General features: G+C 64.0%; 24 protein-coding genes and 1 pseudogene. 7 read left to right on the plus strand and 18 right to left on the minus strand.

All coding sequences use genetic code 11. The features are described 5' to 3' along the window. Positions 1-118: 118 nt before the first annotated feature. From surE to ABID58_RS32590, 12 genes and pseudogenes are all read right to left on the minus strand, one after another. Positions 119-886 (minus strand): 5'/3'-nucleotidase SurE, encoded by a 768-nt coding sequence (surE, locus tag ABID58_RS32535; protein ID WP_354036966.1) that lies wholly within the window; start codon positions 884-886, stop codon positions 119-121. A 102-nt stretch (positions 887-988) separates the two neighbouring features. Beyond that, positions 989-1,351 (minus strand): hypothetical protein, encoded by a 363-nt coding sequence (locus ABID58_RS32540; protein WP_354036967.1) that lies wholly within the window; start codon positions 1,349-1,351, stop codon positions 989-991. A 95-nt stretch (positions 1,352-1,446) separates the two neighbouring features. Then, positions 1,447-2,778: a serine--tRNA ligase gene (gene serS, locus ABID58_RS32545; RefSeq protein WP_354036969.1), complete on the minus strand. Its 1,332-nt coding sequence runs from the start codon at positions 2,776-2,778 to the stop codon at positions 1,447-1,449. A 188-nt stretch (positions 2,779-2,966) separates the two neighbouring features. Further along, positions 2,967-3,779 carry a twin-arginine translocase subunit TatC gene (gene tatC / locus ABID58_RS32550; RefSeq protein ID WP_148753771.1) on the minus strand — a complete coding sequence of 271 codons (813 nt, stop codon included), beginning with the start codon at positions 3,777-3,779 and terminating at the stop codon, positions 2,967-2,969. Continuing rightward, a complete protein-coding gene (tatB, locus tag ABID58_RS32555; protein WP_354036971.1) occupies positions 3,776-4,321 on the minus strand; it encodes a Sec-independent protein translocase protein TatB in 546 nt (181 codons plus the stop codon). Before tatB ends, tatC begins: the two co-directional genes overlap by 4 nt. Positions 4,322-4,409: 88 nt before the next feature. Continuing rightward, positions 4,410-4,646, minus strand: coding sequence for a twin-arginine translocase TatA/TatE family subunit (locus ABID58_RS32560; protein ID WP_092028685.1), 237 nt, complete (start codon positions 4,644-4,646; stop codon positions 4,410-4,412). Positions 4,647-4,816: 170 nt separating this feature from the next. Then, on the minus strand, positions 4,817-5,569 hold the full coding sequence (scpB, locus tag ABID58_RS32565; protein WP_354036972.1) for an SMC-Scp complex subunit ScpB: 753 nt from the start codon (positions 5,567-5,569) through the stop codon (positions 4,817-4,819). 21 nt (positions 5,570-5,590) lie between these two features. After that, a complete protein-coding gene (locus tag ABID58_RS32570) occupies positions 5,591-6,430 on the minus strand; it encodes a segregation and condensation protein A (protein WP_148753768.1) in 840 nt (279 codons plus the stop codon). Between the two features lie 8 nt (positions 6,431-6,438). Further along, positions 6,439-6,669, minus strand: a pseudogene (locus tag ABID58_RS37430) (beta-hexosaminidase); the annotation flags it as partial. A gap of 246 nt (positions 6,670-6,915) precedes the next feature. Further along, positions 6,916-8,472, minus strand: a complete 1,557-nt coding sequence (locus ABID58_RS32580) for an SPOR domain-containing protein (protein WP_354037046.1) — start codon at positions 8,470-8,472, stop codon at positions 6,916-6,918. A gap of 140 nt (positions 8,473-8,612) precedes the next feature. Continuing rightward, a complete protein-coding gene (gene argS, locus ABID58_RS32585) occupies positions 8,613-10,403 on the minus strand; it encodes an arginine--tRNA ligase (protein WP_354036974.1) in 1,791 nt (596 codons plus the stop codon). Between the two features lie 9 nt (positions 10,404-10,412). Further along, positions 10,413-11,621, minus strand: a complete 1,209-nt coding sequence (locus tag ABID58_RS32590) for a deoxyguanosinetriphosphate triphosphohydrolase (RefSeq protein WP_354036975.1) — start codon at positions 11,619-11,621, stop codon at positions 10,413-10,415. Positions 11,622-11,746: 125 nt separating this feature from the next. On the opposite strand from ABID58_RS32590, the gene erpA reads away from it, so the two are divergent. Then, entirely contained in the window at positions 11,747-12,076 is a 330-nt protein-coding gene (gene erpA, locus ABID58_RS32595; RefSeq protein ID WP_354036976.1) for an iron-sulfur cluster insertion protein ErpA, read from the plus strand. 245 nt (positions 12,077-12,321) lie between these two features. Here the strand turns inward: erpA and ABID58_RS32600 are convergent, their stop codons facing one another. Next, positions 12,322-12,987: a DUF4272 domain-containing protein gene (locus ABID58_RS32600; RefSeq protein WP_354036977.1), complete on the minus strand. Its 666-nt coding sequence runs from the start codon at positions 12,985-12,987 to the stop codon at positions 12,322-12,324. 300 nt (positions 12,988-13,287) lie between these two features. Here ABID58_RS32600 and ABID58_RS32605 point away from each other — a divergent pair, with 300 nt between their 5' ends. The 3 genes from ABID58_RS32605 to ABID58_RS32615 all read left to right on the plus strand — a co-directional run bounded on the left by ABID58_RS32605 (position 13,288) and on the right by ABID58_RS32615 (position 14,937). Beyond that, positions 13,288-13,569, plus strand: a complete 282-nt coding sequence (locus ABID58_RS32605; RefSeq protein WP_354036978.1) for a type II toxin-antitoxin system RelE/ParE family toxin — start codon at positions 13,288-13,290, stop codon at positions 13,567-13,569. Positions 13,570-13,586: 17 nt separating this feature from the next. Beyond that, positions 13,587-13,892, plus strand: coding sequence for a HigA family addiction module antitoxin (locus ABID58_RS32610; protein WP_148753762.1), 306 nt, complete (start codon positions 13,587-13,589; stop codon positions 13,890-13,892). Between the two features lie 142 nt (positions 13,893-14,034). Further along, complete coding sequence (locus tag ABID58_RS32615) at positions 14,035-14,937, plus strand: hypothetical protein (RefSeq protein ID WP_354037048.1); 903 nt, start codon at positions 14,035-14,037, stop codon at positions 14,935-14,937. Positions 14,938-15,062: 125 nt separating this feature from the next. On the opposite strand, the gene ABID58_RS32620 is transcribed toward ABID58_RS32615, so the two are convergent. Beyond that, the gene (locus ABID58_RS32620; protein WP_354036979.1) at positions 15,063-17,405 is read right to left on the minus strand and encodes an ATP-binding protein; all 2,343 of its coding nucleotides are present in this window, start codon (positions 17,403-17,405) and stop codon (positions 15,063-15,065) included. A gap of 134 nt (positions 17,406-17,539) precedes the next feature. On the opposite strand from ABID58_RS32620, the gene xth reads away from it, so the two are divergent. Next, the gene (gene xth / locus ABID58_RS32625; protein ID WP_354036980.1) at positions 17,540-18,337 is read left to right on the plus strand and encodes an exodeoxyribonuclease III; all 798 of its coding nucleotides are present in this window, start codon (positions 17,540-17,542) and stop codon (positions 18,335-18,337) included. A 68-nt stretch (positions 18,338-18,405) separates the two neighbouring features. On the opposite strand, the gene ABID58_RS32630 is transcribed toward xth, so the two are convergent. Both ABID58_RS32630 and ilvD read right to left on the minus strand, forming a co-directional pair. After that, entirely contained in the window at positions 18,406-19,230 is an 825-nt protein-coding gene (locus ABID58_RS32630) for a tetratricopeptide repeat protein (RefSeq protein ID WP_148753758.1), read from the minus strand. After that, on the minus strand, positions 19,217-20,941 hold the full coding sequence (gene ilvD, locus ABID58_RS32635; protein ID WP_354036981.1) for a dihydroxy-acid dehydratase: 1,725 nt from the start codon (positions 20,939-20,941) through the stop codon (positions 19,217-19,219). Before ilvD ends, ABID58_RS32630 begins: the two co-directional genes overlap by 14 nt. 521 nt (positions 20,942-21,462) lie before the next feature. Here ilvD and ABID58_RS32640 point away from each other — a divergent pair. Together ABID58_RS32640 and ABID58_RS32645 are read left to right on the plus strand one after the other, a co-directional pair. Then, positions 21,463-21,741, plus strand: a complete 279-nt coding sequence (locus tag ABID58_RS32640; protein ID WP_063706516.1) for a metal/formaldehyde-sensitive transcriptional repressor — start codon at positions 21,463-21,465, stop codon at positions 21,739-21,741. A 4-nt stretch (positions 21,742-21,745) separates the two neighbouring features. Then, positions 21,746-22,807, plus strand: a complete 1,062-nt coding sequence (locus tag ABID58_RS32645) for a HoxN/HupN/NixA family nickel/cobalt transporter (protein WP_354036982.1) — start codon at positions 21,746-21,748, stop codon at positions 22,805-22,807. A gap of 33 nt (positions 22,808-22,840) precedes the next feature. On the opposite strand, the gene ABID58_RS32650 is transcribed toward ABID58_RS32645, so the two are convergent. Together ABID58_RS32650 and ABID58_RS32655 are read right to left on the minus strand one after the other, a co-directional pair. Further along, on the minus strand, positions 22,841-23,713 hold the full coding sequence (locus ABID58_RS32650) for a DUF1259 domain-containing protein (protein ID WP_354037049.1): 873 nt from the start codon (positions 23,711-23,713) through the stop codon (positions 22,841-22,843). A gap of 423 nt (positions 23,714-24,136) precedes the next feature. Next, entirely contained in the window at positions 24,137-24,907 is a 771-nt protein-coding gene (locus ABID58_RS32655; protein ID WP_354036984.1) for a CbtA family protein, read from the minus strand. Positions 24,908-24,914 lie beyond the last annotated feature (7 nt).

The raw sequence follows: 24,914 nt of genomic DNA on the forward strand, positions 1-24,914 counted from the left end.
TATTGGTCGCATCGTCGACACCTACACGCCCGCAGAATCCACAAACTACTTCGTGGCCGCAGGGTACTTGCAACCTGATCGGCTAACGCTCTAGCTAGCTTCTACTTCCAAATCATCTTCACTTTAGCGTCGCGCTCAGCTCTTCGGAAAACGCTTCATTGGTGCGATCGAGCCGCAGTGGCGTGACCGAGACATAGCGCTCGCGCAGCGCCGCGAGATCGGTGCCTTCGGCCGGCATGTCCATCATCGCGGCACGTTCGAAGCCAATCCAGAAATAAGGATTGTTGCGGCCGTCCCTGCGCTCGTCGATCCTGAGGAAGCCGAGATTGCGCTTGCCCTGCCGCGTGACGCGAATGCCGAGCACATCCTCCGGCGCGCAGGACGGGAAGTTGACGTTGATGACGGTGTCCTTCGGGATGCCGGCCTTGATCACCTTGCGCAGGATGTCGGGACCGAATTTGCGCGCGGTGTCCCACGGCGGCCGCTCGCGCGTCTCGACGCTGAACTCCTGCGATAGCGCGAATGACGGGATCCCCAGGATGGTGCCTTCGAGCGCACCGGCGATGGTGCCGGAATAGACCACGTCCTCGGCAACGTTGCGGCCCTTGTTGACGCCGGAGAGCACGACATCGGGCAGCTTGGCGCCGAGGATGTGGCGCGCGCCCATGATGACGCAGTCGGTCGGCGTGCCGCGCACCGCGAAGTGCCGCGGCCCGACGTCGCGCAGGCGCAGCGGATCGTTCAACGACAGCGAATGCGACACGCCGGACTGGTCGAGCTCGGGCGCGACCACCCAGACGTCGTCGGACAGCGCGCGCGCGATCTCCTCCACGACCTTGAGGCCGGGAGCGTGGATGCCGTCGTCATTGGTGCAGAGAATACGCATGCCGGTGGTCGATTCCTGAGCTGGGTCAGGCCGTCTTATCCCGCTATGGCGGATCAGGCAAACCGGTATCCAGGCCCGACGCATTATTAACGCCGGGCGCAATTAACGCCGGACGCGCCATTGCGGCAGGAAGCGCGCAAGCTTGCCCTCCGCGCGCAGCTGCATCGCCGGCACGACAGGGCTGACGACGGGTGTCTCGATCACACCGAGCGCCTTCAGCTGCGCAACGAATGGAGCCGACACGGGCGTCTCTGGAAAGCGCTCACGCGCTACCGTTACCGCCGTGTCAAAATCCTCGACATTGACGCCCGGCTTGGCGCGCCGGCTTTGCACATGCGTGTCGTCCCAGAGCCGCGCGATGTCGATGTCCAGCACGCCACGCAAGCGCTGGTCGACGGCCTGGATACCGGAACCGGTCACCGCCCATTGTCGGCCGACCCAGAAGATGTCGCGGTGCAAGGCCATGGACGGTCGGTTCGCGTTGACGGATGGCCGGCAGGATAACCGGCCGCCCGATCTTCGCAACCAAACGTTTCTGCGTTTCAGGCGGGCAACGAGAATTATTCGCGCGCGACCACTTTCAACCCGCCCATATAGGGCTGAAGCACGCTGGGAACGGCGATCGAGCCGTCCTCCTGCTGATAAGTCTCCATGACGGCGATCAGCGCGCGGCCGACCGCCGTACCGGAGCCGTTCAGCGTGTGCACGAAGCGCGGCTTGCCGTCCGGGCCGCGCGAACGCGCATCCATGCGCCGCGCCTGGAAATCGCCGCAGACCGAGCAGCTCGAGATCTCACGGAACATGCCGCCGTCGCCCTGCCCGGGCATCCAGACTTCGATGTCATAGGTTTTTTGCGACGAGAAACCCATATCCCCTGCGCAGAGCGTCATGACGCGATAGTGCAGGTCGAGCTTCTGCAACACCTGCTCGGCGCAGGACAGCATCCGCTCCAACTCGTCCTTGCTGGTTTCAGGCGTCGTGATCGAGACCAGCTCGACCTTGGTGAACTGGTGCTGGCGGATCATGCCGCGTGTATCACGCCCTGCGGCACCCGCCTCCGCGCGAAAACACGGCGTCAGCGCAGTCAGCCGCATTGGTAGTTGCTTCTCGTCGAGGATGGATTCGCGGACGAGGTTGGTGAGCGAGACTTCCGCCGTCGGGATCAGGCCGAGACGCTCGGTCTTCAGCCGCTCATGATCGGGCGAAGCGAGCAGCTCGCCCTTGATCGCCCAAAACTGGTCATCCTCGAATTTCGGCAATTGCCCGGTGCCGAACATCACCTCGTTGCGCACCAAGAGCGGCGGGTTGATCTCGGTGTAGCCGTGCTCATTCGTGTGCAGGTCGAGCATGAACTGCCCGATCGCGCGTTCAAGGCGCGCGAGGCCCTTCTTCAGCACGACGAAGCGCGCGCCGGAGAGTTTTGCCGCCGCCTCGAAATCCATGTAGCCGAGCGCGGTGCCGAGATCGTCGTGCAGCTTCGGCGCAAAACCATAGTTGCGCCTGGCACCGAACACGTGGTGCTGGACGTTGCCGTGCTCGTCGACCCCATCGGGCACTTCATCGAACGGAATGTTCGGGATCGCGGACAGCTCTTTGGTCAGCTCATCGTCGGCCGTTTTCGCGGCAGCCTCGAGCTGCGGCATCGTGGTCTTGAGCTCGGCGACCTCAGCCATCAGCTTGGCCGCACGCGCATCGTCCTTCGCCTTCTTGGCGTCGCCGATCTCCTTCGAGGCCGCATTGCGCCGCGCCTGTGCCTGCTCGGAAGCCAGGATCGACGCCCGCCGCCGCTCGTCGATCGCGAGCAGCGACGCCGATAGCGGCTTCAGGCCCCGCCGGGCGAGACCGGCGTCGAAGGCTTGCGGATTGTCGCGGATCGATTTGATGTCGTGCATGGCGGTGGTCCTGAATCAGCGTGCAATGGCCGAAGCGCGTGTTGGCGGGGTGCACAGCGCTTCCCACTACCACAGGCGTCATCGCCGGCGAAAGCGGGCGATCCAGTATTCCAGAGACAGGGGTGATTCTCCGAGAGGCCGCGGCGTACTGGATTCCCCGCTTTCGCGGGGAATGACACAGAGGCGCCCTACTCGGCCGGATTCGGCGGCGTCGACACGTCGGTGCCGGTCGTGGCCTGCGAGGCGGCCGCCTTCTTCTCCACCATCGAGACCGCAATGATCGAGCCCTCGTAGAGCGCCAGTAGCGGAATCGCCAGCGAGCACTGGCTAAGCACATCAGGCGGCGTCAGCACGGCCGCGATGATGAAGGCGACGACGATGAAATAGCGGCGCTTCTCGCGCAGCATCTTTGACGTGATGATGCCGATCCGCCCGAGCAGCGTCAGGATCACCGGAAGCTGGAAGGCGATACCGAAGGCGAAGATCAGCGACATCATCAGCGAGAGATATTCGCCGACCTTGGGCAGAAGCTGGATCTGCGCGGTCTCGTCGCTGCCGGCCTGCTGCATGCCGAGCGAGAAGCGCACCAGCATCGGCAGCACGACGAAATAGACCAGCGCCGCGCCGAGCACGAAAAAGAACGGCGTCGCGACCAGATACGGCAAGAACGCCTGCTTCTCGTGCTTGTAGAGGCCGGGCGCGACGAATTTGTAGATCTGCGTCGCGACGATCGGGAAGGAAATAAAGCCGGCACCGAACAGCGCGAGCTTGAGCTGGGTGATGAAATATTCCAGCAGCGCCGTGTAGATGAATTTCGAGTTCTCGGCGCCTGCGATCCACACGAACGGCCAGACCAGCACGTTGTAGATCTGCTTGGCGAAGAAGAAGCAGAAGATGAAGGCCACGCCGAATCCGAGCAGCGCCTTGATCAGCCGCGAGCGCAGCTCGATCAAATGGTCCATCAAGGGGGCCTTGCTGGCCTCGATCTCGGCGTCGCTCATGACGCTTTGGCGTCCTTGATCGCCTCGGGCGCGGTGTCTTGCTCTACCGTCGCCTGCGGCTCGACCTCGCGCGTGATCGCGAGCGGCTCGTTGACCGCCGCGTGCGCCTCGGCCTCCACGAAGGTTTCAGGCGTCGGGGCTTCGGGTGTCGTTGGTGTCGTCGGCGTTTCACTTGAAATCGCCGGCGCTTCACTTGAAGTCGCCGGCGGTTCGACAGCAGTGGTCGTGGCGGTCTCGGCCGGCTTGTCGAGCGCATCGACGCGCAGCGCGTCGCTGACGTCCTTCTGCAGCGAGGTCATCAGACCGCCGCCGGTGAAGCCGGAAGCGGCTTCCTTGACCTCGTCAAAGCTCTTCTTGAGGTCGGCCATCTCGGCCTCGCGCATGGCTTCCTGAAACTGGCCCTGGAATTCGGCGGCCATCTTGCGGGCCTTGCCCATCCACTGACCGACCATGCGCAGCACGCCCGGCAGCTCTTTCGGGCCGATGGCGACCAGGGCCACGACCCCGATCAGAACCAGTTCACTCCACCCGATGTCGAACATGACGTCTTCCGTTCACACGAAATCACGATCGGCCTGATCCCTCACGCGCAGGATCGGGGCCGCTACCCGTGTCTCGCGTGCTCCTGGCTCAGACGGCCTTGCTGCCGACGTCGGATCGCGCCGCGGTCGGCGCCGCATTGTGCTCGATGGACTTGGACGGCTCGGCGGGCTTGTCAGCGACCTTGTCGTCGTCCTGCATGCCCTTCTTGAAGGCCTTGATGCCCTGCGCCACGTCACCCATCAGATCCGAAATCTTGCCACGGCCGAACAGCAGCAGGACCACTGCGATCACCAAGATCCAGTGCCAAATGCTAAGTGAACCCATCCTGCAACCCTCCAAACGCGCATCGCCGGGACCCCCGGCCGATCTTCACCGAAACCTAGGCTTCGCAGGCCTCAAAAACAAGGACCAAGGCAGCGCCAATTCGCTGTTGGCGCTACGTAATCTTGCCTAGTGTTAACTGGTCGCAGGCGGCCCGTAGAGCGACCGGAGGATCACTCCTCGTTCCCGCCTTCGCCGCCCTCATTGCCGCCTTCCGGCGGCGTCTCGGGCTCGACCGCAGGCGCCAGCGCCAGATCGAGGTCCTCGCCCGGTTCCAGGAGGTCCTCGTCCTCGCGCAGCTGAGGATCATCCGACGGCGTCGGGACGCTGAAGCCGGTCGGCAGCCGCGAATCCAGCAGTCCCGTACCCTTCAGCTCCTCCAGACCCGGCAGGTCGCCGAGCTGTTCCAGAGTGAACTGCGAGAGGAAGTCCTCGGTGGTTCCGAAGGTCAGAGGACGGCCAGGCGTCTTGCGACGACCGCGCGGCTTGATCCAGCCGGTCTCCAGCAGCACGTCGAGCGTGCCCTTGGAGGTGACGACGCCGCGGATCTCCTCGATCTCGGCACGCGTCACCGGCTGGTGATAGGCGATGATCGCCAGAACCTCGATGGCCGCACGCGACAGGCGGCGGGTCTCGGTGCTCTCGCGGGTCATCAGCCAGGCGAGATCGCCGGCAGTGCGGAACGTCCATTTGTTGGCGACCCGCACGAGGTTCACGCCGCGCAAGGCGTAGTCGGCCTGGAGCTGCTCGAGCGCGGCCTTGATGTCGACGCCCTCGGGCATGCGCTTGGCCAGCGTCGCCGTATCCAGTGGTTCATTCGAAGCAAACAGCAGCGCTTCCAGCAGCCGCAATTCTTCGGGACGCGCCTGGGATTCGTTCTCCATCGGCTCGGCCTCATCTACCCGCACTTCAGCCAGGCTTGCCATGGCAGATTCTCCTTCTTGCACTTAAGCGACCGGCGCATCGGGCGCAGGAGCTGCGTCCGGAACCGGTTTAGGACGCCCCTTCCGGAAATAGATGGGCGCAAACGCCTCTTTCTGGTTCAGCTCGAGCTGACCTTCGCGCACCAGCTCGAGCGCGGCGGCGAAGCTCGAGGCGAACACCGTCGCGCGTTGCGTCGGATCGGCGACGTGGCGGACCAGGAAGTCGTCGAGCACGCCCCAGTCATCCTGGTCGGTGATGCTGCCGACCAGCCGCTCCAGCGTGGCGCGCGCCTCGGCGAGCGACCACACCGTGCGCTTGGCCAGATGCACGCTCGCCAGCACGCGCGACTGGCGCTGTGAAGCATAGGCCGTGAGCAGGTCATACAGCGTCGCCGTGTATTTCGGATGCCGGATCTCGGCGATCTGCTCGGGCTCGCCGCGCGGAAAAATGTCGCGCAGCAATTGCTGCCGGTTCATCAGCCGGTTGGCGGCTTCGCGAATGGCTTCCAGGCGGCGCAGACGGTTGGCGAGCGCGGTCGCCATTTCCTCGGCGCTCGGACCTTCCGCACTCGGCGGCTCCGGCAGCAGCAGGCGCGACTTCAGGAAGGCAAGCCAGGCGGCCATCACGAGATAGTCGGCGGCAAGCTCGAGGCGGATTTTTCGAGCAGCTTCGATGAAGTGAAGGTACTGGTCGGCCAGCGCCAGGATCGAGATCTTGGCGAGATCGACCTTCTGCTGCCGCGCCAGCGCGAGCAGGAGATCGAGCGGGCCTTCATAGCCCTCGACATCGACCACCAACGCCGGCTCGCCCTCGGCCAGCTCTGCGGGCCGCCCGGTTTCAAACGATAGGATTTCTGCGGTCATGCGGATGCCGTGGTTGCGGTCAATGCGTCCAGTTCCGCATTGTCATTGCTGTGAAGCGTCGTGTCGCAGCCGCCCGCGAACATGGCGCGAATTCGCTCGGCGATTCCGCCCGCCGGCGCGTTCATCGGCACGTCATTACTCATTAACAAACCCTGGAACCCAATTGCGCTGCGAATCACTTGAGCAATCATTGTCGCAGAAGTCGTCACCGGATGGGCGGGGGCGGCGGCGCCATCCACGGGAATGCTGAGACTGCCGAGATTGGCCGCGGTTAAGCCCGCAACCACCAATTCCTCAAGCAGTACCGTGACTTGCGTCGAGATTTCGATGCTACGCCTGAAGCGAATGAAATCCCGTGGGCGTTCGGCACGGCCAAACGCCAGCTCGGCGGCGGTCAGTTCCATTCCGGATACGCCGGTATTGAAGGCCCGCGTGCTCATGGGGCCGATTAACCCTGCCCCGGTAGGGGGTCAAGGAAACGGCCGCTAATTCCTCTGGACGAAGCAGGACGGCAGGCCAGCCGACTTCAGATTGTTGCAGGCCTGCACCGCCTCGTCGGCCGAGCCATACGGTCCGGCGAAGGCGCGGTAGACGATACCTTTGCCCTTATCGGTCAGATCGACGCGCTTGATGACCGGCGAGCGGCCGCCGAGCACGCTGCCATACTTGCTCTGCAGCACCCTGTAGGACGCGGCGGCGCTATCCTCGCTCTGCTGCGAGGAAACCTGCACGACGAAGCCGCCACCGCCGCTGGGCGTGGGTGCAATTTGGGTCGGATTGGTCGCGGCCATACGCTGCGGCGGTTCAGCCGGCGCAGCCTGCGGCGCCAGCGAGAGTGGCTGGTTGGCACTGGCATTGGCCGAAGTCGGCGGCGTACGCGGCGCGGCTGGTGCAGCGACCGGCTTCGGCGTCGCGGCCGGCTTGGCGGCTGACGATGCGGCGGCCTGCGGCGTGGCGCTGTCGGTCTGGTCACCCTTCACCGCCACGGTCTTGACCGAGCGTGGCGCACTGTTCGGCATCGTCCCGTTGCTCGGGACCGGACCGGCATTCGGTGGCAGAACGTTGGACGGCGACACGCTCGCAACCGGCGGCGGGTTCGCATTCTGGTTCAGCGGCGGAAACACCACGCGCGGACCGGCCGCCTTGGCAATGACGTCGACGGGCGCCTCCTCGCGCGGCACGATCTTCTCGCTGCCGTCGCCGCTCACCATGCGGTCCGGCACCTTGGCCGAGGAGTCCGACGGCGCGGGCACGATCTTGGTCGGCGTGTTGTCGGCCTTGATGATCGGCGGCTCGCCGCTGCGGGGCGATCCGATATAGGTCTTGTAGGCGAAGGCAGCACCAGTTCCGACCACGGCCAGCGCGAGGATCGCGGCGACCGTCATCATGCCGCCGCGCGATTTCCTGGGCTCGTCGAGATCGGCCTCGGGATAGTCGCTCTGGAACGCGTAAGGGTCGTCCGGATAGGCCGGCTCACGCTGAAAATCCTGCTCACCCGACTCGAGCCGCCCGTAGAGCGCATCATCGTAACGCGCCGAATCGGGCTGCTCGGATGACGCCTCGTAGGCTTGGTCCTGGGCCTGATCCTGATGATAGGCCTGATGCTGGTAAGCCTGATCCTGATAGGCCTGATCCTGATAGGTCTGGGGCTGATGAAACTCAGGCTCCGGCGCAGCCGGCTGGGCTGAATAGCGATGCAGCGGATGAACGGGATTCACCGCGACGGGATAGTCAGGCTCGGGCGCCGGCTGCGGTTGCACGTTGGCGCGGCGCATCCATGACGGCGGACCCGGCTGAGTCGGGGCAGCCTGCTCGGCATATTCCTGCCGATAGCCGTCCTGCGAATAATCTTCGTCCTGATAAGTCTGTGCCGGCGCAGCTGCCGGACGCGCACCTGGGCGGGCCTGTGCTGCGAACGGATCGGTCTGCCCGATCAGGCGGGCGAGCTCAGCCAAGGGATCGTTTTCCGCCTTCCCATGCTGGTCGGCGCCGCGGCCATAGTCGTCGGACGGAAACGGTCTGTCGTGATATCGATCGGCCATCGTGATGATGCGTCCCTTCGGGAAAGCCGCGCGCCCCTCGACCAAGGCGCGGCTTTCGACCCACAAGGCTTTCAACCAAGTCTAAGCGATCCGGCTTCTGCCGGTACCCCCAATATTCCCCTTAAGTAGTTCGCCCCAAACTACCGCATCTCGTCCGGAGCATGGACGCCGAGGATGGCGAGGCCCGATGCCAGGACAGAGACGACGCCCTGGACCATGGCCAGCCGCGCCTTTGTTAGAACTGCATCATTATTGATAATGAAGCGTAAATAGGGCAAATCGCGCCCCTTCGTCCAAAGTGCGTGAAATTCGCTCGCTAAGTCATAGAGATAAAAGGCAATACGGTGCGGCTCGTGAGCCGCCGCGGCGGCTTCCAGCATCCTCGGATAAATTGCAAGGCGCTTGAGAAGGTCGAGCTCAACAGGGTCGGACAGCCGCTCCACGGCGGACTCACCAAGCCAGGAGATCCGCTTGTCGGCATCCCCCGGGAGTTCCGGGAACACCTCCGTCCGCGCGTTGCGGAAGATCGAGTGGCCGCGGGCGTGGCCGTACTGGACGTAGAACACCGGGTTGTCGCGCGACTGCTCCATGACCTTGGCGAGGTCGAAGTCGAGCACGGCGTCGTTCTTGCGGTAGAGCATCATGAAGCGGACGGCGTCCTGGCCGACTTCATCCACCACCTCACGCAAAGTGACGAAGTCCCCGCTCCGCTTGGACATTTTCACCGGCTCGCCGTTGCGCAGCAACTTCACGAGCTGGACGATCTTGACGTCGAGCGCGCCCTTGCCAGAGGTCGTCGCCTTCACCGCCGCCTGCATGCGCTTGATGTAGCCGCCATGATCGGCGCCCCAGACGTCGATCATCTCCGCAAAACCGCGGTCGAACTTGTTCTTGTGGTAGGCGATGTCGGAGGCGAAGTAGGTGTAGGAATTGTCCGACTTGATCAGCGGACGATCGACATCGTCGCCGTAGGCGGTTGCCTTGAAGAGCAACTGCTCGCGGTCTTCCCAGTCCTCGACCGGCGCGCCCTTCGGCGGCGGCAGGCGGCCTTCATAGATGTCGCCCTTGGCCTTCAGGAAGTCGATGGTCTCGGCAACCTTGTTATTGCCGCTCTCGATCAGCGAGCGCTCCGAGAAAAACACGTCGTGGCGGATATTGAGCGCGGCGAGATCGTCCTTGATCTCGTCCATCATCATCCCGATCGCCTTGGACCGTACCGTCGGCAGCCATTGCGCCTCGCTCATCGCGAGGAGCTTGTCGCCATGCTCCTCGGCCAGCGCCACACCCACCGGCTTCAGATAATCGCCCGGATAGAGGCCTTCCGGAATGGCGCCGATGTTCTCGCCGAGCGCCTCGCGATACCGCAAGAAGGCGGAGCGCGCGAGCACGTCGACCTGCGCGCCGGCATCGTTAATGTAATATTCACGCGTGACGTCGTGGCCACCGAATTGGAGCAGGCTCGCCAGCGCGTCGCCGAACACGGCGCCGCGGCAATGGCCGACATGCATCGGCCCAGTCGGATTGGCCGAGACGTATTCGACATTGACCTTGGATCCGCCGCGGACGCGACCGTAATCGGCGCCCTCGCGCAGCACCGTCCGCAGCGCCTCGGCCCAGGCGGCAGGCATCAGCGTCAGATTGATGAAGCCGGGACCGGCGACGTCGACCTTGGCGATCAGCGCGTCGGCGCGCAGCCGCTCGGCGATCTGCTCAGCGAGATCACGCGGTTTTGCCTTTGCCTCTTTCGCAAGCACCATGGCGGCGTTGGTCGCCATGTCGCCGTGGGTCGCATCGCGCGGCGGCTCGACCACCACGCGCGAGAAATCGATGCCCTCGGGCCAGTTGGCTTCGGCCGCGAGCGCGCGGCAGGCGGCGTGCACGCGCGCGAGCACGTCGGCGAACAAATGCGGTGCTGAGGATGTGTCGGGCATGGCCGCCGCCTAACGCAAATCCGGGGTCGAGTCAAAGAGCCGCTGGTGCTCGGTCAGGGCGAAACGGTCGGTCATTCCGGCAATGAAATTGCCGATCCGGCGGGCCCGATCGCCCTCGTCGTCCGCCTCGGCCCCGATCAGCCATTCCGGCGGGAGGTCGCCCGGCGATATCAGGTATTTTGCGAACAGGTCGAACAGGATCTGTTCCGCCTCCGCCATCACCCGCACCACCCGCTTGTGGCGGTACATGTGTCCATAGAGAAATCGCTTGATGGCGGCCTCCTCCTCGGCGACCTCGGCGGGGAACGCGATCAGCGCCCGGCTCTGCTGGCGCACGTCCTGGGCCGATTGCGGGCTGACCGCGGCGATGTTCTTTTTCGCCTCCGCGAACACCGCGCCGATCAGATGCGAGATCAGCTCGCGCACCAGCTCAGCCCCGCGCCTGACGTCTTCGAGGTCAGGGTAATGCGCCGAGGTCTCGGCGATGATCTCCGCCGTGAGCGGCATCACCTTGAGATCATCGAGGTGGAACAGGCCGGCGCGCAGGCCGTCGTCGATATCGTGGGCGTCATAGGCAATGTCGTCGGCAATCGCCGCGACCTGCGCCTCCAGCGAGGCGAAGCTCCAGAGCTCGAGATCGTAGGACTTGATATAGTCGGCGATGCCGACGGGAATGCCGTGCTCGCGGTAGCGCCCGACCGGAGCGCCGCTGCGATCGGTCAGCGGGCCGTTGTGCTTGACGATGCCCTCGAGCGACTCCCAGGTCAGGTTGAGCCCGTCGAACTCGGGATAGCGGTGCTCCAGCGAGCCGACGACGCGGAGCGCTTGGGCGTTGTGGTCGAAGCCGCCGAAATCCTTCAGGCAGGCATCCAGCGCCCGCTCGCCGGCATGGCCGAATGGCGGATGGCCGAGGTCGTGGGCGAGCGCCAGGGTTTCCGTGAGATCCTCGTCCAGCCCAAGCTGGCGCGCCAGCGCGCGGGCGATCTGCGCCACCTCCAGCGAATGGGTCAGCCGGGTACGGTAATGGTCCCCCTCATGGAACACGAACACCTGGGTCTTGTACTTGAGGCGGCGGAACGCGGTGGAATGGATCACCCGGTCGCAATCGCGCCGGAACGGGCTCCTGGTCCGGCTCGGGGGCTCGGCGACCAGCCGGCCTCGGCTCCGATCGGGGTCGCAGGCATAGGGCGCATGGGGGGCTGCCATTCCGACGGACACGACGAATTTAGTCCCTATCCATTTGATTCTGCGTATCCTTGCACTTAACTATGCCGGACGCGGGATACCAAATGAATTGGCCAAATGAATTTGGTACGACTGCGGGCCTATCGGAGAGACGAGCCATGACGACTGACGTGACCATCAGTGACCGCGCCGCGCGCCGGATTGGAGAAATCCTCAAGGGCGAAGGCACAGGCGCGATGCTGCGCATCTCCGTCGAGGGCGGTGGCTGCTCCGGGTTCCAGTACAAGTTCGACATCGATCGCGACCGCACCGATGACGATCTCGTCATCAAGCAGGAGAACGCGGTGGTGCTGGTCGATTCCGCCTCGCAGCCGTTCCTGGCGGGCTCGCAGGTGGATTTCGTCGACGATCTGATCGGCGCCTCGTTCCGCGTCAACAATCCCAACGCGACGGCGTCCTGCGGCTGCGGTACCAGCTTCTCGATCTGATCCGGCTCAAAATCTGAAAAACAACCCCATGCACAGTAGCCGGGACGCCGGCACGGTGTATTTCGGCTTTTGCGAAGATCGGTTGACCCGTCGGGCAAAACAGGGGTAATGTATCATCATCGCGAGATCCCCCAAGGTCGGGGAGCTCGACCGGACGCACACGGGGCGGGTCGATACAGCCCAACGCCGAAGCGTCCCTTGCCGCAGTCCAATCCTTCGAGAAGGTTTGAATCTCGTCAGTGGCGTCAGGTGTGAGTGGTGACATGATCCCACGTTTGTTGGCCGTATCCGATAAGCCAATTCAAAGCGTGGTGTGTTTCTGCCGTCACGCCAGGATCTAGAGCTGCGGGTACCTGCTGTCCTTTAGTACGCGCGTTTCTGACAGCCCAGTGGTACCTGTAGATCAGATCGGCCTGATCAAGAATGTCGGCGATCGGACGAAGTTCGGAGTCGTCGATAAACTCAGATGTCGTCCTTTCGGCCATGGTCTTCGCGGCGAATTCCACGTCGCAAATCTGATCTGGCTTGCCTAGCTGGGCCACGAAGCCCAATGCCCAAAGCAGAGTCCAGGCGGCTTCGTGCCTCCAAGTGAATTGAATCCGGTCGTGCTGCGAAGGGGAATTGTCGAGCACGAACGCGAGTTCCTTGGGAGTCAGATGCGGCCGGAGTTCGTATGTTTCTAGAAGTCGTTCGACTAATTCTTCCTCAAGTCCCTCGCCTTTTGCAGCAACAAAAAGGAGACAAAGAGTGCGTAGCGCGACTTCTTCTTTAGATCGTTTCAGCGCCTCAGCCTTGGTCTCAATAACGGGTAATGCGGCAAAGAAAGGTACGCCCTCGGCTTGAAGGATCCTCTCTGATCTGAGCTTTCTATCAATAGCTTCCGCTGAGATCCCTCCATTATCCGTTGACATCCTTCCATTCATCGCGCCAATCCCCCCAACGGTTGCCGGACGTACAATATCACGAGGCATCCTCGCCCGCGACAGGATCGAGCATGCCGCCGCTTGGAGCGCATGCCAGACGGCGAAGCACCCATCTTCGTCTGCCGTGGCGCGCCGTTCTACGCTAGGGCACGCCACGGCCCGCGTAGCGGCCGTTCCTGCGCTGCCGCTCCTACGATCAGCTACCGCGCCGAGGCTGTGGCTAGGCCGCGTATCATTGATTGATACGTTGATATTGACAGGCGTATCATCCAATGATACACCTTGTGAGTGATCAGAAGCTTCCGGGACAAAACCACCGAGGCCGTCTTCAATGGCGAAAGTCCCAAGGGCTTTCCGGCCGACCTGGTCAAGGTAGCGCGCCGGAAACTGCGCTACCTGAACGCCGCGGGCGATTTGGGCGACTTGAAATCGCCTCCTGGCAACCGCCTTGAGGCATTGGCGGGCGATCGCAAGGGGCAACACTCAATCAGAATCAACGACCAATTCCGCGCGTGCTTTGTTTGGACAGCGCAAGGCCCGGCGGACGTCGAAATTGTAGATTACCATTAGAAGAAGAGGACGCGACAATGGCCAAGAAGCTCAAGCCCATGCATCCAGGTGAGGTTCTGCGGGAGGAGTTCCTGGTTCCGCTGAAAATGTCGGCGGGCGCTCTTGCCAAGGCCTGCGGCTTGCCTCGCACCCGGATCGAGCGGATCGCCAGCGAACAGACCGGCATTACTGCCGACACTGCGCTCCGGCTCGCTAAGGCGCTCGGGACAACCGCCCAGCTTTGGCTCAACCTGCAGAACGACTATGATATGCAGCTCGCAAAGCGCGAACTCGGTAAGACTCTTGACCGCATCGAGACCGTAAACAAGCCGGAAGCAGCCTGAGCGGCGGAGCGCAATATCGCAAGGCGTCGAAAATTTGCGGATCGGCGCGGGCGGCCGGCCGCTCCATCATAGCGCCCCGGCGAAAGCAATTGTGCCCATCTTCATCGGCCGTGGCGCCTCAATAGCGGAAGTCAATTATCAGATGCGCATGATCAATCGTCTGCTCTGTTGCCTCGCCCTACTCCTTGCAATCGCAGCCGTCCCGGTGCTTCCCGCGCGCGCTTCCGAAACCTGCCCGTTCATCAGCGCCAGGGAGCTCGCCGACGCGATGCCTGCGCTCAAATGGTCGCTGATTTCAAATCAGGACGGCCGTGGTTGCATCTATCAGGGCGGGCGCGGCGACACGATGATGCTGACCGTGTTTCGCAATCCCGACAAGGACCGCGCCAAGGAGTTGTACGCGACCTTCGTCAAGACGCTTGGCGAGCGCATGCCGCTTAACGCAGTCGCTGACATCGGCGACGAAGGCCAGGGCGGAACGAGCGCCGCCGGCGCGGAGCGCCAGGAGGCATCGGTCGTCGCCTTGTCCGGCGATTACATCCTGCAGATCAGCGTCTATCCGACCGGCCGGCGTGCCGACGAGGCCTTGCTCGGGCCGCTCACCGAAGGCGCCCGCGTTGCCATCGCCAACGTGAGCAAGAGCAGCGAGCGGTTCGGCAATTGCGAGTGGCTCACTGCCGCGGATGCCGACGGTTTTCTCGACAAAGGCACGCTGACGGTGCAGCGGACCGGCGCCGGCAGCTGCATGATGTTCGATCGCGCGGCCAACACCATGGCCGTCGCGGTGATCGCGAGCTCGCGCGACACGGTCATCAGCATGATGAAACGCACGGACCCGTGCCAGCACGTGGCGATCCCCGAGCTCGGTAATGAAGCGTTTGGCGAGCATTCCTGCACCAAGGGCAACGGCAACGCCGTCAACATCTATGTCTGGAAGAACGGCAGGCAGGCTTCGATCCTGTTCGCACCGGTCAAGCCGCATCCGGAGTCCGGTTCGGTCGAGCGCCTGAAGGCAGTCGCCGGGCGAGTTTATGGAAAACTGTAACGGCGCCGCGTTGCATTGTCGGCCGTAGCAGAGCACCAAATCGATTTCGCCGGCGATTTGATCGGCGATTCTCTTTTTGACGCGTTTTCTTTACGCCAACGGCATTCACTTCGCTTGAAAGTGCTTTAAGCCCCGGTCATCTGCCTTTCCTCGTCCGTCCACTCCGCCTCGACCGGCATCAACTCCGGCTGGAGCGGCGCGTCCTCTGCCATCACGTGACCGTCCAGCCCGCGCAGCAGGGCCGCGGCCAGCGCGGGCTTCCGTAGCGGCTTGGCCAGGAAGTCCGACATGCCGGCCTCGCGGCAGATCTTGACGTCTTCGGGGAAGGCGTTGGCTGTCAGTGCGATGATCGGCAGGGCCTCGAAGCGCCCGCCTTCCGCGCGGATCGCCCGGGTCGCGGCAAGGCCATCCATCTCTGGCATGCGCACGTCCATCAGCACGATGTCGTAATCGCCTTCGGAGACGGCCGCGACGGCGTCCACGCCATCGGCGACGACCCGCAGCTCGACCTCGAAGGCACCGAGCATCTTGCTCACGACCATGCGGTTGACGGCGTCATCCTCGGCGACCAGCACCTTCAGCGGCCGGTCGAGGCTCGCGATGCGGGCCTTGAGGTCGTCCGCTTCATCGCGGCCCGCGTCCTGACTTGACGTCTGCGCCTGACTCCACGGCAGCACCAGCGTGAAGCGGAAGGTCGAGCCCTCGCCCGGCGTCGAGATGACGCCGATGGTGCCGCCCATCTGCTCGATGATACGCCGGGAGATCGCGAGACCGAGGCCAGTGCCGCCGAAGCGGCGGCTGATCGAGGCATCGGCCTGCGCGAAATCCGAGAACAGCTGCCCGAGCTTCTCGGGCGCAATGCCGATGCCGGTGTCCGACACGGTCCATTCGACGGTTGCGAGCAGATCGCGGCGCGCCTGGCAAATGGCCTTGATCGTCACCTCGCCCTGATCGGTAAACTTCACGGCGTTGGAGGCGAGATTGAGCAACACCTGCCGGATACGCGCGACGTCGCCACGCAGCGTCGGCGGCAGGTCCGGATCGAGCTCGACCTTGACTGCGAGCCCCTTGCTCTTGGCGCTTGCGCGCACCACGGTCGCGACCGTCTCGACCAGCGTCTGCGGCGCAAAGTCGATCGCCTCGAACGCGAAGCGTCCGGCCTCGAGCTTGGACAGGTCGAGGATGTCGTTGAGGATGCGCTGGAGGTTGTCACCGGATTCGCGGATCGTGGTGACGGCCTCGCGCTGCTCCGGATCGAGATTTGTTTCGAGCAGCATGCTCGCAAGTCCGAGCACGCCGTTCATGGGCGTGCGGATCTCGTGGCTCATCACGGCGAGAAAATCCGACTTCGCGCGGCTCTCGGCCTCGGCCTTTTCCGCGCGCCAGCGCTCGGTGACATCTCGGCCAAAGCCGCGATAGCCCAAAAATTGCCCGTCGCGGTCATAGGCCGGCTTCGCCGTCAGCGACCACAGCCGCGCCTCGCCGCCCGCAACGACCTTGAGGTTCATCTCGTGCAGCGGCTCGGCGTGCTCCATCAGGCCGACGACGTTGTAGGCCGCCGCCTGATCTTCGGGGCACAGCATGTCGAGCACGTCGGCGAAGAGCGACCCCTTCAGCAGTGGAAGCGGCAGCTGCGCGACGTCGGCGAAGCGCTCGGGCACATCCGTGAGATGCCCTTCGGCGTCGGTCTGCCACAGCCAGTCGCTGGCGTTCTCCTGAAAATCCTTCAGCAGCAGCGAGATGATCTCGGTCTGGCGTTCGAGCTCGAGCCGGGCCTTGAGATTGCCGAGGAACAGATTGCCCTGCGAGACGATGTTGCGCGCCATGAAGAACGCGAACAGCAGCAGGAACACCGCGGTCAGGGCATACGGACCAGCACCGCACAACAGCATCGCGCCGGCGCAGGCGACCGTCATGGTCGCGAGATAGACGAGGCCCGCACGCGGAAAGGTCGACAACGTGAAGGCGCCGCCCGACATCATGCCAACCATCAGGCAGGCTAGGATCAGCTGGCTGGTCGGGCCGACGCGGCTGAACAATGCGAGCGGCAGCATGCCCCAGATCGCGGCCAGGAAGAATGCCTGCCGCATCATTTGCCGCGTCGCGCGGCGTGACGCTTCCTGCGGCGGATTCTGCTGCGCGCGCCGCCACGCCCTCACCGCGAGCGAGGCGGCGGCGGCAAGCGTCATGCCCCATATCGCGAGGAAATCGTTCCAGCCCCGGCCCCAGAACAGGATCAGTACGATGGCGACATTGAGCATGGTCACGGCCATCGTCACCGGGATGGCCCGCGTCACGGCGTCGATCTGCTTGGCGCGGATGCGGCGCAGCTCGCGCTCGCTGAGACCGGCGGTCAGGCCGTCCTCGATCTCGAAGCCGCCGAGCCAGTACAGGAACGCGCCAACCAGGCCGTCTTTCAGGCCATCCTGCGGCTCAGTCTCTGTAGTGGATTTGTCCGGCCATCCCATCCGAGGAACCTTTTCCGCATCAATGGCCTGCCGCCTGCTTAAGCCGGGTTAATTTTGTGGGAGATTTTGCGGCGTCCTTGACGGGCACGTTTGCATTTTGTTCTAACCATGGCCCCTGCCCGGAGCGCGTCGACATGCCCATCAGAGTAGCCACCTGGAACGTGAATTCAGTCCGGCAGCGGATCGACCTGCTGCTGACCTGGCTCAGGGAGTGCCAACCGGACATCGTCTGCCTGCAGGAGATCAAATGCGTCGACGAGGCGTTCCCGCGGCTGGAGATCGAGGCGCTGGGCTACAACGTGGTCACCCACGGGCAGAAGACGTTCAACGGCGTCGCTTTGCTCTCCAAGCTCAAGTTCGACGAGACCAAGTCGGGGCTCGCCGGCGACGACGAGGACGCGCATGCCCGCTTCCTCGAGGGCGTGGTGACGCTCAAGCGCGGCGTAATGCGCATCGCCTGCCTCTATCTGCCCAATGGCAATCCGGTCGGGACCGAGAAATATCCCTACAAGCTCAAATGGATGTCCCGGCTTCTTGAGTATTCGAAGGAGCGCCTTAAGACGGAGGAGCCGCTGATCCTCGCAGGCGACTTCAACGTCATTCCGCACGTCCGCGACGTCCACAATCCCGCCGCCTGGACCGAGGACGCCCTGTTCAAGGCCGAGACGCGGGAGAGCTTCCAGTCCCTGCTCGGCCTCGGCCTGACCGATGCGCTGCGGGCCGTCACCGACGAGCCCGGGCTCTATACTTTTTGGGACTACCAGGCGGGGGCCTGGCAGAAGAACCAGGGCTTGCGCATCGATCATCTGCTTCTATCGCCGCAGGCCAGCGACCGGCTCGCCAATGTCGGCATCGATAGCTATGTGCGGGCCTGGGAGAAGCCATCGGACCACGTGCCGGTGTGGGCGGATCTGGATCTGGAGGCGGCGTAAGCGCCACTCAGGTGGTGGGCGCGCTCCGCTTTTGCCCCACCTCACCTACGGCACCGAGGTCGCCGCGCTTACTCGTGGCGGCCCTGCACCCACTGTTCCAGCATTTGCAGGCACATGGCGCGGTCGTCGTCCGACGCCTTGGCGAAAGCGCGGTTGTAGTTTTCCTTGATCCAGGTCTCGTCGGTGCCGGCGCTGTCACGCGCCAAGGTCAGCCACATCAGGCCGCGCGCAGCCTGGCGCGGCAGGCGGTCGCCGTTGAACAGCATCTGCCCGAGCAGCGCCTGGGCCTCGTGCTGGCCCTTCTGGGCGGCGAGGCCGAGCCATCGCGCGCCGTAGCGGAAATCCTCGCGCGAGGCGTCCGGCGTCTTCAGATAGAGCCGGGCGAGATCGTACTGGGCGTCCGCGTTGCCGAAATAAGAGGCCGCGTAGGAGAACATCTCCCGCGCCCGGTCCGGATCGGCCTTGATCTTCGAGTTCGGGATACCGCTCAAATAGTAGCGGCCGAGCGCGACGAAGGCGTTGGCCACGACCTGCGCCTGCGGCGCGGACGGGCTGTCCTCAGCATGGGCATTGGCGATGCGGGTGAAATATTCGAAGGCGCGCACGTCGTCCTGGGCCACGCCGTCGCCGCTGGCGTACATGCGGCCGAGCTTCCACTGCGCGATCGGGTGACCGCCCTCGGCGGCATATTGCAGAGCGCTGAGCGAGGTTTCCTGGGTCGCGACCGGCGGCAAGGACTTGCGCACCGCGCCCGCAGCACCAGGCAAGGTGGTCACGACCGGGATGGTCGCATCCTTCTGGTTGACCGGCGCACCATCAAAGGCGAGCGCCGGCGCCGCCAGCGCGGCAGCCCCCAACACAAACGCAACGATGGCACGCCTAGATGTCCGCATAACACTGTTTCTCGTGCGCGCCGCCCGGATGGGTTACTGCCCCACCGACCGCTGGTCCAACCTGCTGGGCATATTTCCAGAGCGCGCCCGTCGTGTGGTTAGTCGCGCGAGCGCTCCATTTGGTCTTGCGTTGCGCGAGCTCGGCGTCGCTCAATTTTACGTTAAGGATTCCGGCAACGGCGTCGATCTCGATGATGTCGCCATCCTGCAACAGTGCGATCGGGCCGCCGATGGCAGCTTCGGGCCCGACATGACCGATGCAGAAGCCGCGGGTGGCGCCGGAGAAGCGGCCGTCGGTGATGAGCGCGATCTTGCCGCCCATGCCCTGGCCGGTCAGCGCCGCGGTGGTCTGGAGCATTTCCCGCATGCCGGGGCCGCCCTTGGGGCCCTCGTAGCGGATCACGATGACTTCGCCTTCGCGGTACGTGCGGTTCTGGACGGCTTCAAAGGCGTCCTCTTCCCGGTCGAAGCAACGCGCCGGACCGGTGAACCTCAGATTGGACATTCCCGCGACTTTCACGATCGCACCTTCTGGCGCCAAATTCCCCTTCAGACCAACCACACCGCCGGTGACGGTGATGGGCTTGTCTGCCGGGTGCACCACGTCCTGGTGCGGATTCCACTTCACGCTCTTGAGGTTTTCGGCGATCGTTCGACCGGTGACAGTGATGCAGTCACCGTGGAGAAATCCGTTGTCGAGCAGCGTCTTCATCAGAAGCGGTATGCCACCTACTTCAAACATGTCTTTGGCGACATAACGGCCGCCCGGCTTCAAATCCGCGACATACGGTGTCTTTTTGAAGATTTCGGCGACATCGAACAGGTCGAACTTGATGCCGGCTTCATGCGCGATCGCCGGCAGGTGCAGCGCAGCATTAGTCGAGCCGCCGGAGGCCGCGACTACAGCGGCCGCATTCTCGAGCGCCTTGCGGGTGACGATGTCGCGCGGCCGGAGATTGGACGCGATCAGGTCCATCACCTTCTCGCCTGCGGTCATGCAGAAGGCGTCGCGGATTTCATACGGTGCCGGGGCACCGGCCGAGTAAGGCAGCGCCAGGCCGATGGCCTCGGAGACGGTCGCCATGGTGTTGGCGGTGAACTGCGCGCCGCAGGCGCCGGCCGAGGGGCACGCCACGCGCTCGATCTCGTCGAGATCCTCGTCCGACATGGCGCCGACCGAGTGCTTGCCGACGGCCTCGAACATGTCCTGCACGGTGACCTGCTGTCCGCGAAAATTGCCGGGCAGGATCGAGCCGCCATAGATGAAGATCGAGGGCACGTTGAGGCGGACCATCGCCATCATCATGCCCGGCAGCGACTTGTCGCAGCCGGCCAAGCCAACGAGCGCGTCATAGGCATGGCCGCGCACGGTCAGCTCGACGGAGTCGGCGATGCATTCGCGCGAGGGCAGCGAGGAGCGCATGCCGTCATGGCCCATGGCGATGCCGTCGGTGACCGTGATGGTGCAGAATTCGCGCGGCGTGCCGCCGGCGGACGCGACGCCCTTCTTCACCGCCTGCGCCTGGCGCATCAGAGAGATGTTGCAGGGGGCGGCCTCGTTCCAGCACGAGGCGACCCCGACGAAGGGCTGGTGGATCTGCTCGGTGGTCAGACCCATGGCGTAGAAGTAGGACCTGTGGGGCGCGCGCGAAGGGCCTTCCGTCACGTGACGGCTCGGCAGCCTCTGCTTGATGTTGGTCTTGGCGTCCATCGCGACCAGTTTCCTTGGCTAACCCTTGTCAGACCCGGAACATCAGACCCAAGATTTGAATCGACCTTGGGATTTTCCGCCGCCTGCAAGGGACCAGCCCAGCCCCTGAAACATTAGAGTTGGATTTTATTCATGTTTGGGTGTGGCCAAAAAGCGGCGCGGATGCGAACGGACTGCGATAGGGGTCAAATCGCGCGGGAATGTTGCATGAAGAGCACAAAAGTGGCTCAGAGGACACGGAAAAGCCTACTGTGTTACCCTCATGAGACCGGCCATCCACAACTACAGATTTTGTGAAGGGAGAGGCGCGCCCAGCCTTGCGGCAATGGCGAGCGGAGCCAGACTGAGTCGACCGTTTCCCGCCCCTTGCATCCTTCGGCGCCTCCGCTGCGCGCCGGCGCCTCGGAGTGACGGTGATGGATGAGGGCTTTCTCCCTCCACACCGTCGCCTTGGCCAAAGGCAGCTGTACGATCAGCATCCACGCATTGACTTGTATAGGGTACCCCCCTATCTTATGAGCATGTCACATACGATCAAGCACAAGTCGAAGCTCATCGGTCGGGTCCGGCGTATCAAGGGCCAGCTCGAGGCCGTCGAGCGCGCGCTCGAGTCGGAGATCGGCTGCGCCGATGTGCTGATGCTGGTGGCTTCGGTGAAAGGCGCGATCAGCGGTCTCACCACCGAGCTCTTGGAGGACCACATCCGCCATCATGTCGTGGATCCCGCGCACGAGAAGGATCCGGAGAAGGCCAAGGGCGCCGCCGACCTCATCGACGTCGTCCGAACCTATTTGAAGTGAACGGATGACCGACCTGTCTCACCTGCTCCAGCAGAGCAGCGCGCATGCATGGCTGTTCGTGCCTAGCGCCATCCTCCTCGGCGCGCTGCATGGTCTCGAGCCCGGGCATTCCAAGACCATGATGGCTGCGTTCATCATTGCAATCAGGGGCACCGTGCTTCAGGCCGTGCTGCTTGGCCTGTCGGCGACCATCTCCCATACCGCCATCGTCTGGGCGATCGCACTCGCGGGGTTGTATTTCGGCCGGGAATTATCAGGCGAACGCAGCGAGGCCTATCTGCAAATGGCGTCCGCCGTCATCATCATCGGCATCGCCGGCTGGATGGTCTGGCGCACCTGGCGGGAGCAGAGCCACGCGCACGACCATCACCACCACGACGAACTGCAATCCATCTCGCTGGCAGGGTTGCAGCTCTTGCTGGAGGTGTTCGAGGACGGCGTGCCCCCTCGCTGGCGGATCCGGAACGAGGCCGGCGAACTTCCCGCCGCCCGCGATATCAAGATGACCACCATCCGCGAGGACGGCTCGGAGCAGACATTCGCGTTTGCCGCTTGCGATGGATACCTCGAAAGCGTCGGGGAGATTCCCGAGCCGCATGCGTTCAAGGCGCGCATCGCGCTTGCAGGCGACGCCACCGAGATCCTGTTTGAGGAGCATGATCACGACCACATGGATCTCGGCGACGAGGACGACGCGCACGCGCGCGCCCATGCCGCCGACATCCGCAAGCGCTTTGGGGGGCGCAACGTGACGAGGGCGCAGATTGTGCTGTTCGGCCTCACCGGCGGACTGATCCCCTGCCCCGCCGCGATCACCGTGCTGCTGCTTTGCATACAGCTGAAGCAATTCAGCCTCGGCTTTGTCCTTGTGCTGTCCTTCGGTGTCGGGCTTGCGATCACGATGGTGTCGGCAGGCGTTCTCGCCGCGCTCAGCCTGCGCCATGTCGAACGGCACTGGGGCGGTTTCAGCCGTTACGCCCACCGCGCGCCCTACGTGTCGGCGGCCCTGATCGTCTTCGTCGGCCTCTACACCGGCTGGACTGGCCTGCACGAACTGATGTTGTGATCGGCAGCGGCGCGGCATCGGCTGCCTGTCCGGTCAGCCTTTCGTGCTCGCAGTCTTATCAAGCGCGGCCCGCAGGCCCTTGGCGAGCTTGATGGCGTCGTCATGAGCCCAGAAGTGCATGAAGAAGAGCCGTGGCTGCTCATCCAGCATGTGGCTGTGCAGTGCCGTCACCTCGATGCCATTCGCCAGCAGTGCCGCAAGCACCGAATTCACCTCGTCACCTGACAGAACGAAGTCGCCGGTGATGGCGGCGTTGCCCCCGCCGGTTGGCTGGAAGTTGATGCCGATTGCAACGCCCATCGCCCCGACGGGGGTGAGCGGCATGCCCTCCTGCGTGATCGGATCGCGGCGCTTGACGTTGAATTGGTAGACGCCGCCATTGGCCTGTCCCTTCGCGCCGATGATCTGGTCGAGCTTGGCTGTATCAAGATCGACGGCGGGCGGCGGATTGGCCGGCGCGGCAACAGTCGGCGGGGTCTTGCTTTCGGCGAGTGCGTCGTGGATCGCCGAGGCCAGCTTGGCGGGCTCGCCGTGTCCCGCGACATGCATGTAGAACGTCGCCGGGCTCGCACGCAGGAGGTGGTTGTGCACGGCGGTGATCTCGAGACCGCTCGCGATCATCTTCGCCATCACGGGATTGATTTCGGTCTCGAGGAGCACAAGGTCGCCCATGACCATGGCGCCACCATGGGCTGGCTTGAACGCCACCCAGCCGCCGAGGGCCAGCGCCGGCTTGATCGCTACCCCGTCCAGAGTCACGGACAGATCGTTGCGAGGAAACCCGTATCGGTGGACATCATCCGAGACGGCGGCCTTGCGGCCTAGCGTTTGGTCGATCGCCTGCCAGTTGATGTCTTCGGCCTGGGCCGGCGCGATGAATTGCGCAGCGAGCGACGCTGGGCCCATGACGGCGGCCAGCAAGATGGCTGCGTGACAGGTTGTTCGTAGTCGCATGGTCATTCTCCTGGTGTCCCTGCCCCAGGTCGAATCCGTTTTTCGGGCTCAGGCATCCGCACCGCGCGCGCCGACGCATGCGAGGCGAATGAGCCATTCTGTCGAAAGAAATCGAGGTGGGTGAAGTGGACATGCTGCGCCCTTGATGATCAGGACGCGATGCTTGGGCATGTCGCCTCGCGGGGAGACCGCATATCCCCGATGCCTCAACTAGAAACCCGGGAGTCCAAGCTGTCAATCGCGCGCAATCAGCGGATCCGCGAAAAGATTTCGCCGATCCCATGGAACGAAATCGATTGACGCCCTCTCGCTCCGGCTTTGTCCAGGGGCTTGGCCGCTCGGCTTCGTCGAGACGGTCTGGACGACGGGCAAGCTTTAGGTGCGCTGGTCCGCACCGCGATCGAAACGCGCGAACATCGCGCTCGTCAGACCGCCGAGCAAGGTCCAGAACACCAGGCTCGTCACCGTTACCGCCGTGACGAACTGATGCGTCAACGACGACGGCACGTTGGTCTCGATGTTGGCGAGCTCCGGTGCGCCGATCAGATGCGGCAGGGTCAGCAGGATCACGCCGGCGACCGCGGCCGGCACCGAGCGGCGGAAGGCGATCAAAGCGAGCCCTCCGGCCGTGGCCAGCACGGCGGCGAGCCACCAGATCTGGCGCGACAAAAGCGGCGCGGCAGGCACGCCGGGCAGCTCCGGCGGCAGGCCGAGGCCGGGCGCCAGGGTGAAGACGGCAAAGCCCGCGAGGCCCCACAGCAGGCCTTCATGCCAGGACACAAGGGCCCCCGTAGCGCCGCTGCGCACGGCGAAGAAGCCGGCCAGCAGCAGCGCGAATCCGATCGCGGTCAGGATATTGGCGGCCGCAGTATAGGCGTTGCGCTCGAAACCATCGCGCGGCTCCCAGGCCCCGGCGCCATGGTCGTGGCCGCCGGCGCCATGGTCATGGCCTGCGTGGTCATGCCCGGCTGCTGCCGGTTGCGCAGTGGCCGGAGTGTCATGCTGGTGCGCCTCCGCCGCCTTCTCGAAGACTTCCGCCTTCAGGATCAGGGGGACGGTGCCGAACTGCTGGACGACGGTGACGATGAGACCGACGATGAAACCGGCAATGACCGACGCGAAGACGATCGAGCGAAATGTGCTCATGCCACCC

This window comes from Bradyrhizobium sp. S3.2.6 (assembly GCF_040546885.1).
Taxonomy (GTDB): domain Bacteria; phylum Pseudomonadota; class Alphaproteobacteria; order Rhizobiales; family Xanthobacteraceae; genus Bradyrhizobium; species Bradyrhizobium cytisi.

Coding starts and splice junctions, on each gene's coding strand:
- ABID58_RS32655 (WP_354036984.1), bottom strand. CDS start 24,907: ATGAGCACATTTCGCTCGATCGTCTTCGCGTCGGTCATTGCCGGTTTC.
- xth (WP_354036980.1), top strand. CDS start 17,540: ATGCCCATCAGAGTAGCCACCTGGAACGTGAATTCAGTCCGGCAGCGG.
- ABID58_RS32570 (WP_148753768.1), bottom strand. CDS start 6,430: ATGACCGCAGAAATCCTATCGTTTGAAACCGGGCGGCCCGCAGAGCTG.
- tatC (WP_148753771.1), bottom strand. CDS start 3,779: ATGAGCGACGCCGAGATCGAGGCCAGCAAGGCCCCCTTGATGGACCAT.
- ABID58_RS32580 (WP_354037046.1), bottom strand. CDS start 8,472: ATGGCCGATCGATATCACGACAGACCGTTTCCGTCCGACGACTATGGC.
- ilvD (WP_354036981.1), bottom strand. CDS start 20,941: ATGGACGCCAAGACCAACATCAAGCAGAGGCTGCCGAGCCGTCACGTG.
- serS (WP_354036969.1), bottom strand. CDS start 2,778: ATGCACGACATCAAATCGATCCGCGACAATCCGCAAGCCTTCGACGCC.
- ABID58_RS32560 (WP_092028685.1), bottom strand. CDS start 4,646: ATGGGTTCACTTAGCATTTGGCACTGGATCTTGGTGATCGCAGTGGTC.
- ABID58_RS32640 (WP_063706516.1), top strand. CDS start 21,463: ATGTCACATACGATCAAGCACAAGTCGAAGCTCATCGGTCGGGTCCGG.
- ABID58_RS32600 (WP_354036977.1), bottom strand. CDS start 12,987: ATGTCAACGGATAATGGAGGGATCTCAGCGGAAGCTATTGATAGAAAG.
- scpB (WP_354036972.1), bottom strand. CDS start 5,569: ATGGCAAGCCTGGCTGAAGTGCGGGTAGATGAGGCCGAGCCGATGGAG.
- erpA (WP_354036976.1), top strand. CDS start 11,747: ATGACGACTGACGTGACCATCAGTGACCGCGCCGCGCGCCGGATTGGA.
- ABID58_RS32540 (WP_354036967.1), bottom strand. CDS start 1,351: ATGGCCTTGCACCGCGACATCTTCTGGGTCGGCCGACAATGGGCGGTG.
- surE (WP_354036966.1), bottom strand. CDS start 886: ATGCGTATTCTCTGCACCAATGACGACGGCATCCACGCTCCCGGCCTC.
- argS (WP_354036974.1), bottom strand. CDS start 10,403: ATGCCCGACACATCCTCAGCACCGCATTTGTTCGCCGACGTGCTCGCG.
- ABID58_RS32645 (WP_354036982.1), top strand. CDS start 21,746: ATGACCGACCTGTCTCACCTGCTCCAGCAGAGCAGCGCGCATGCATGG.
- tatB (WP_354036971.1), bottom strand. CDS start 4,321: ATGTTCGACATCGGGTGGAGTGAACTGGTTCTGATCGGGGTCGTGGCC.
- ABID58_RS32620 (WP_354036979.1), bottom strand. CDS start 17,405: ATGGGATGGCCGGACAAATCCACTACAGAGACTGAGCCGCAGGATGGC.
- ABID58_RS32610 (WP_148753762.1), top strand. CDS start 13,587: ATGGCCAAGAAGCTCAAGCCCATGCATCCAGGTGAGGTTCTGCGGGAG.
- ABID58_RS32630 (WP_148753758.1), bottom strand. CDS start 19,230: ATGCGGACATCTAGGCGTGCCATCGTTGCGTTTGTGTTGGGGGCTGCC.
- ABID58_RS32615 (WP_354037048.1), top strand. CDS start 14,035: ATGCGCATGATCAATCGTCTGCTCTGTTGCCTCGCCCTACTCCTTGCA.
- ABID58_RS32650 (WP_354037049.1), bottom strand. CDS start 23,713: ATGGGCCCAGCGTCGCTCGCTGCGCAATTCATCGCGCCGGCCCAGGCC.